The 6,674-nt window shown below is 61.3% G+C and carries 7 protein-coding genes and 2 pseudogenes; 4 read left to right on the top strand and 5 right to left on the bottom strand.

What is annotated here, in order from left to right; all coding sequences use genetic code 11:
* Positions 1 to 678 (top strand): annotated as a pseudogene (locus tag ACFE8Y_RS11180) (ATP-binding protein); the annotation flags it as partial.
* A gap of 76 nt (positions 679 to 754) precedes the next feature.
* Here the strand turns inward: ACFE8Y_RS11180 and ACFE8Y_RS11175 are convergent.
* Both ACFE8Y_RS11175 and ACFE8Y_RS11170 read right to left on the bottom strand, forming a co-directional pair.
* The gene (locus tag ACFE8Y_RS11175; protein ID WP_375464458.1) at positions 755 to 1,486 is read right to left on the bottom strand and encodes a hypothetical protein; all 732 of its coding nucleotides are present in this window, start codon (positions 1,484 to 1,486) and stop codon (positions 755 to 757) included.
* Positions 1,487 to 1,608: 122 nt separating this feature from the next.
* Positions 1,609 to 1,842: a DUF6471 domain-containing protein gene (locus tag ACFE8Y_RS11170; RefSeq protein ID WP_375464457.1), complete on the bottom strand. Its 234-nt coding sequence runs from the start codon at positions 1,840 to 1,842 to the stop codon at positions 1,609 to 1,611.
* Between the two features lie 106 nt (positions 1,843 to 1,948).
* On the opposite strand from ACFE8Y_RS11170, the gene ACFE8Y_RS11165 reads away from it, so the two are divergent.
* Complete coding sequence (locus ACFE8Y_RS11165; protein ID WP_375464456.1) at positions 1,949 to 2,938, top strand: IS1595 family transposase; 990 nt, start codon at positions 1,949 to 1,951, stop codon at positions 2,936 to 2,938.
* 78 nt (positions 2,939 to 3,016) lie between these two features.
* On the opposite strand, the gene ACFE8Y_RS11160 is transcribed toward ACFE8Y_RS11165, so the two are convergent.
* Complete coding sequence (locus ACFE8Y_RS11160) at positions 3,017 to 4,222, bottom strand: hypothetical protein (RefSeq protein ID WP_375464455.1); 1,206 nt, start codon at positions 4,220 to 4,222, stop codon at positions 3,017 to 3,019.
* On the opposite strand from ACFE8Y_RS11160, the gene ACFE8Y_RS11155 reads away from it, so the two are divergent.
* The gene (locus ACFE8Y_RS11155; protein ID WP_375464454.1) at positions 4,221 to 4,649 is read left to right on the top strand and encodes a hypothetical protein; all 429 of its coding nucleotides are present in this window, start codon (positions 4,221 to 4,223) and stop codon (positions 4,647 to 4,649) included. The two genes, ACFE8Y_RS11160 and ACFE8Y_RS11155, sit on opposite strands and share 2 nt — an antisense overlap.
* Before the next feature lie 115 nt (positions 4,650 to 4,764).
* On the opposite strand, the gene ACFE8Y_RS11150 is transcribed toward ACFE8Y_RS11155, so the two are convergent.
* Complete coding sequence (locus tag ACFE8Y_RS11150) at positions 4,765 to 5,181, bottom strand: hypothetical protein (RefSeq protein ID WP_375464453.1); 417 nt, start codon at positions 5,179 to 5,181, stop codon at positions 4,765 to 4,767.
* 67 nt (positions 5,182 to 5,248) lie between these two features.
* Between ACFE8Y_RS11150 and ACFE8Y_RS11145 the strand changes: the two are divergent.
* A pseudogene (locus ACFE8Y_RS11145) lies at positions 5,249 to 5,881 on the top strand (ATP-binding protein); the annotation flags it as partial.
* Between the two features lie 54 nt (positions 5,882 to 5,935).
* Here ACFE8Y_RS11145 and ACFE8Y_RS11140 read toward each other — a convergent pair.
* The gene (locus ACFE8Y_RS11140) at positions 5,936 to 6,658 is read right to left on the bottom strand and encodes a glutathione S-transferase (protein WP_375464452.1); all 723 of its coding nucleotides are present in this window, start codon (positions 6,656 to 6,658) and stop codon (positions 5,936 to 5,938) included.
* Between the last annotated feature and the right edge of the window lie 16 nt (positions 6,659 to 6,674).

The raw sequence follows: 6,674 nt of genomic DNA, 5'->3' as shown, positions 1-6,674 counted from the left end.
GCCGGCTACTGCGTCCTCGGCGAGCTGGCGCTCGACGGCACGATCACGGCGGTCAACGGCGTGCTGCCGGCAGCGATGGCCGCGGGCGGGCGCGGGCTCGGGCTGATCTGCCCGGCCGCGACCGGTCCCGAGGCGGCCTGGGCCGGGGGCGACCTCGACGTGCTCGCCCCGCGCTCGCTGATCCAGCTCGCCAACCACTTCAAGGGCACGCAGGCGATGGCGCGGCCCGTGCCCGCCATCGCCGCCCCCGGCCCGGTCCTGCCGGATCTGCGCGACATCAAGGGCCAGGAGGGCGCCAAGCGCGCCCTGGAGATCGCGGCGGCCGGCGGCCACAACCTGCTGATGAACGGTCCGCCGGGCGCCGGCAAGTCGATGCTCGCCGCCCGCCTCCCCTCGATCCTGCCGCCGCTGTCCCCGCGCGAGCTGCTCGCGGTCTCGATGATCCAGTCGGTGGCGGGCGAGCTGCGCGAGGGCCGGCTGTCGGACCGGCGCCCGTTTCGCCAGCCGCACCACTCGGCCTCGATGGCGGCGCTCGTCGGCGGCGGACTGAACGCGCGGCCGGGGGAGGCGTCGCTGGCGCACGGTGGCGTGCTCTTCCTCGACGAACTGCCCGAGTTCACCGGTATTCTGGCGCAAACGCCACAAGCGTTCCGAAGGGGTCGGAACCACCTCAACGGCCTGGTCTCAGGTCGGAGGCTCGGTCGTGAGGGTCGCGGCGCGGTGCGCACTTGTGGTGTGTATATCGCTAAGCTGCTTAGTCGGCGTCAAAAACCCAGGGTTCGCTCACGATCACCTTGCCGTTATCGACTGTGACATCGACCACGAATTTAGTGAAGTGAAGTTTGAGCAGGTTATTCTCTTCGAAGCCGTAAGTGATCGCGCCAACGATGTTCGTCTTCAGCGTGGCATCGGACGCGGCGGAAGCCGAGAGATTGGTGCGGATCTCACCAACAGAGCCGATCTTGAAGTTGCCGCCCGGAACGATAGCGTGCCGAGAGGATGGGGTGTCTTTTCCATTGAGAGCCAACCTGCCCTCCTCGGCGGCGGCATCCATTTGCTTGATAAGAGTGCCGCTGTTGTAATTCAAATCACTTTTAATATCGGCCACTATGAAAAGGCTTTTGACTGGACGTTTACCACTATTTTGGATCACGTACATAAAGCTTACCGAGCCATCCTTTGCGCGAACGTCCTCGATTTTAGGGGCGCCAATCCAGGCGCGGTCCAAGCCAACGGCGTCTTTCGCGGCTCGGGCGCTGTCTTTGGCGGAAGCAACAACTTCTTTCATGTCCTCGGATTGTTTATAGGCATAGTACCACAGCCCCCCGGTGGCGATGGCGAGAATGAACGTGAAGGCGGAAAGAAGCGCTGTACAGACCGTCAGCCACCCAGTGTACCGAGCTATCTGCCTCTCGGTTTTGCTGCCTTCATTACAGGTTTGATTATCGGGAGTGCGCCTATCGCTTTCATATGGGGCTTCTACCATTTGGCTATCATCCTCACGGCCTTGCTATCATTCTTGCTTGCGCATTGCGGATGCTCAATTTATCTCTCGCCTGAGCATCGCCCTCGTTTAGCGTGGGTTTGGCGAGCCGCGATTGACTGAGGTTATAGTTCCGCGAGTGGAACCGTAGTGCAGCCGATTGCCGTCAGGCTGGCAAGGAAGAACGTAGCCGCGAACGTGCCTCGGCTGAGCTTGTTCGCGATCGAGGCCTCCGTCTCCTTCAGGCCGTGTCCCTCAAGCCGCTTCGCCAAGTCGGCATAGTTCACGTCCGCCCGCTTTAGCTCGGCTTTGAGGAACCGCTTCGCCCGGTCCTCCCACGTCGTCGCCTTGCCTGCCATGCCGTACCTCTTTTCCAAGCCTCCGGCATATCATATCTGAGATTTTCCTGTTGCAAAAGGCAGGACCATATCATATCAAATATGCGAGCTAGATCGCGGATATGACATGGCACAGCACTTCCTCCTCTCCGCCCGCGCCAAGACCCTGAGCCTCGCTCAGGTGATGCGGATGACGGACGAACAGGCCGAGACGACGTTCCGCATGGTCCGTTGGCCCGAGACCAAGGGAGCCCCGGTGTGCTGCCACTGCGGCGGTCTGGACGCCTACGATTGCCGCCGCCCGAACGGTGCCCCGCGCTTCCGTTGCCGGGCCTGCCGCAAGGACTTCTCCGTCACGTCGGGCACGCTGTTCGCCTCGCACAAGCTGCCCTTGCGCTGCTACCTCGCGGCCATCGCGATTTTCGTCAACGAGGTAAAGGGCAAGAGCGCCTTGGCCCTCACGCGCGATCTCGGCGTCTCCTACAAGTGCGCCTTCGTCCTGCTCCACAAGCTGCGCGAGGCGATAGCGGTGGAGATGAAGGGCCGCGTCGTCGGCGGCGAGGGCCGTGATGTCGAGGTCGACGGCGCCTACTTCGGCGGCTACGTGAAGCCGGCCAACCACAAAGCCAATCGCGTCGATCGCCGGCTTGCTATGAACCAGACCGGCAAGCGCCAGTCTGTCATCATCATCCGTGAGCGCGAAGGCCAGTCCGTCCCGGCCGTGTTCCGGAGCGAGGGCGCGGCGCTCGGCTTCATCAAGGACCGGATCAAGCCCGGCTCGATCGTCCATGCCGACGAGGCGTCATCCTGGGATGGGCTCCACGCCCGCTACGAGATGAAGCGGATCAATCATCAGCAGGCGTACAGCGCGGACGGCGCGTGCACGAACATGGCCGAGGAATACTTCTCCCGCCTGCGTCGTGGCGAGATGGGCCACCATCACCACATCTCGGGCGTGTACCTGCTCCGCTACGCTCAGGAGGCGTCCTGGCGCGAGGATCACCGCCGGGAGGCCAATGGCGCACAGTACCAGCGCATTGCCGGGGCGGCCATGAAGCGGGGGCCGTCCGTGGATTTTTGTGGGTACTGGCAGCGTCATCTCCGAGCAATGGCTTAGTGTGCAGTCCCTGTAATCCGGCCAGCAGCTTGATGCCTAGAAACTTCGAGAGCTTTCCAAATCCGAACAAATAATTACTTACGAGTCTTCATCTAAATTTAGATAAGCCTCGCGGTTTTCATATACCAATGGGACACCGTTTGCCCATATTTTGTCTCTCAGAGGTCGCCTAAGCAAAGGACCAGTCACAACTGCCCATGCGCCCTCTGAGTAAGCCTGATTTTGCCGAAGCTCGTCGTATTCACGCCATCCAATTTGACAAGTTATTTGACGACCATCGCCAGCTAAAATCACGAATGTTTTGCTGGGGGTATTTATAATCTGTATTGTCCCAGCTTCAGTCACTGTTTCGTCAAGTGATGCCTGATAGGCTATGGAAAGCTTTCTTCCGGTTTCGTCATTCATATATAGCGAAGCTGTCCCGTCATCAAATGCCGCACTAAACTCTACAGATTGAAACAGCCCTTGCGGGGACGGCAGCACTTTAGTCATACTCCGCAGAGTTGTCATTTTTCTTGAAACGACTTCAAAATCTGACTCCTCACCACGCGAGGCATCTATAAGCTCATTTACACTTTCAAAGAATTCCTTCCTGTTGAGTCTAATATCATTGTCCATGGTTGCGGCAGTAAGTCTAATATCGCGAGAAAGCCTAGAAATCCGATCAGAATTCAGCAATGGCTCCCTAATGGCGATGATAAGACTGCCCAGCTTAGGCTCAAGCATATCGAAGTCAAAAGTACTCTTCTTTGATCTAAGAAGCTCTGGAGGGGACAGCACAGTTCGAGCGCAATTATAAGCATTGTCCATCAAAATACGGAATGAGCTGAATTTTATGTAATCCCGTTTTAAGGCTTCGCCACGGTACCCAACGGCAAAGAAAGCCTTTGCTTGTTCGACGCTGTCTGGACGACGACCCAACCCTTCTCGCAGGGCAACGCCGCTGTCAGGTAGCATATCGTCAGTCAAATCATCGTGGTGGCATGGCCAAAATCTATCAATGCTGAATCCGCCACTGGACTCTACCACCCAGCATTGACCATTTAGAAAAGCTCCCCGCAGAGAAATCTTGTATTTCAGCAACAAATCTATAGTAGCCTCATCTGTGAATGCGGCTAACCAAAGATCTGAGTCGTCCGTTTCATCAAACTTTGCAAAAATTGTATCGATAAATCCGAATTTTGCGATGAATATTTGTGGGCCATCAAAGGCATACAGAATTCTGAACGGAATTATCCTGATCGGGTGGCTAGGCGTTTCGTGCCGGTCGTTAATCGACCACATGGCGCTGTCCGTTCGATCTAGCTATGTGAGTTTCACAGCGGGCACACATGTCGCAATTCATGTCTCGCCAGTACGTGTGATGCTCTGGTTGATTGCCGGTGGGCGTTGGGAGCAGCACACCATCGGCCGGCCCTACGGCAATCCGAACTATACACTTCTTATGAAAATTCTTTACAATTTTCCGTGCATGATTGACGCCCGACTCGGTTATCCACACCGACAAGCCCCAGTTACTGCACTCGTTAAGATCGTATCCTTCGCGCTCACGCTCTGCGTCCGACAAAAAATCCCATGGTATCGCTTCGCTGGATTTAATGGCGCGGTAAACAATCCCCGTATGAGGCGCGGCGCCCGGCAAGGGGCAATCATCGGGCCTGTTTGGATGGAAATCGAACTGTCCGGCAACCATGAACAACTCATAACCTGAGCGATACTGTTGGTCGATACAGGTTGTGTAAAACGGCGCGGACGGTGCCTTTTTGCAACATTCTGCATTTCGTTGATTATAAACGACCGGCGCGGTTGGGGCTTGAGCGTATCCCTTATGCTCGTACCCACCCCTTCAACTCCCCCTCAAGTGGCACCTCCCGCGCGTGCTCGCCCTGCTTGAGTTTCCACAGGCACGCCCCGACCCGCTTCCGAATCATCTGCAACATGGTCGGATCGTCGGGGTCGAGGCCGCGGGCCGTCATCACGGTTCGGGCAATGTCGCGGGAGGTCACAGGCCCTTCCGCGAGCCTCAGAGCCCCCATGACGTGCCGCATCATCTCGCCTCGGAAGGCGGCATGACGGGGCGGGTACTGGCGGTTGGGGATGGCTCCGGTGTCCGCGTCGGGATCGAAGATGCGGATGGCGGCGTCGATCGCGTCCAGGTCGGTGACGAGCTTCCGTAGCTCGCTCTGCGTGTGCTCGATCTGGCCGGCGATCTCGGAACGCTTGCGGACCAAGCCGCTCAGCACATGCTCGTTTTTCATGGCCCCGAGATGGGGCTAAGGTCCTGTGATCGCTTGTGGCGTTTGCGCCCTAATACCGGAGTTCACGCCGCAGGTGCTGGATTCGCTGCGCCAGCCGATGGAGACCGGCGAGATCATGATCGCGCGCGCCAACCATCGGATCACCTATCCGGCCCGCTTCCAACTGGTCGCGGCGATGAACCCCTGCCGCTGCGGGCAGGCGCTGGAGCCGGGCTACGCCTGCCGCCGCGGCCCGAACGAGCGCTGCATGGCGCAGTATGGTGCTCGCATCTCCGGCCCGATGCTCGACCGGATCGACCTGCGTATCGAGGTCGCCGCCGTCACCGCCGCCGACCTGATCCTGCCGGCCCCCACCGAGGGCTCGCGGGAGGCGGCAGCGCGAGTCGCTGCGGCCCGCGGTCTCCAGACCGCGCGCTTCGAGGCGCGGGGCCTGCCCGCGGGCACGACCAACGCCACCTGCCCGGCGACCCTGATCGAGGAGGTCGCCGCCCCGGACGCGGACGGCACCGCCCTGATCCGCACCGCCGCCGAGAGCATGCGGCTGACCGCCCGCGGCTTCCACCGGACGCTGCGGGTGGCCCGGACGCTGGCCGACCTCGACGGCGAGGCGCAGGTCCGCCGCCTCCACCTCGCGGAGGCGCTGTCCTATCGCGGGCGCGGCGAGCGTCCGGCCGTGGCCGCCTGACCCGGATGTCCGGTCGCGGTCCCGCCGAGGCTCTCGCGACGAGGCGCGAACGGCTCAGCCGTCCAGCTCGGGATAGCGACGGAAGATCCCCTGCTCGTTGAAGGCGATCCTGCGCGGGCTCGTAAGGTAGGCCGCGATCCGCGGCCGTTCGCGCACGGAAGCATGGAGCGCCGCCACCCGCGGATGGTCGGGCATCAGCGCGGCCATCGCCTTCGGGAAGGCGTAGTGCAGCCCGGCGACGAGCTGGAACAGGGACAGGTCGACGTAGCTCAGGGCGTCGCCGACGAGGTGGGCGCCCCCGCCGCGGGTCAGAACGTGCTCGAACCACGCCAGGAACTCGGGGATGCGGTCGGTGCGGAAGTGCGCGCTCCTGCGCGCGGCCTCCTGCCTCTGGTCCTCGTAGGCGAGGCCCGCGGCGATCGGATGGTGGGTGTCGTGCGCCTCGGCCACCACGTCGGCGATGGTGAGCTGGATCTGGTGCGTCCAGATCCGATCCGCCTCCGATCCGGCGACGAGGCCGAGGCGGGGACCGAGGTAGAGCAGGATCGCCGCGGTCTGGCCGACCACCGTGTCGCCGTCGCGCAGGAAGGGCGGCGCGAAGGCGGGGCGCGGGTTGTCGGGATCGTCGAGGATGCGACGCAGCGCGGGCATTCCAAGGCCGCCCGCCTCCGGTTCGCGGGCGACGTCGACGTAGCCGGCGCCGGCCTCTTCGAGGGCGAGGCGCACGAACTCGCCGCGTCCCTGCAGCATCGGCCAGTAATAGAGCTCGTAGGCCATCGACCGCCTCCGGGCC

Origin of the sequence: uncultured Methylobacterium sp., assembly GCF_964242245.1 — a bacterium.
Lineage (GTDB): Bacteria > Pseudomonadota > Alphaproteobacteria > Rhizobiales > Beijerinckiaceae > Methylobacterium.
The sequence above is the reverse complement of the archived record's forward strand: the minus strand, read 5'-3'. Positions and strand labels throughout refer to the sequence as shown.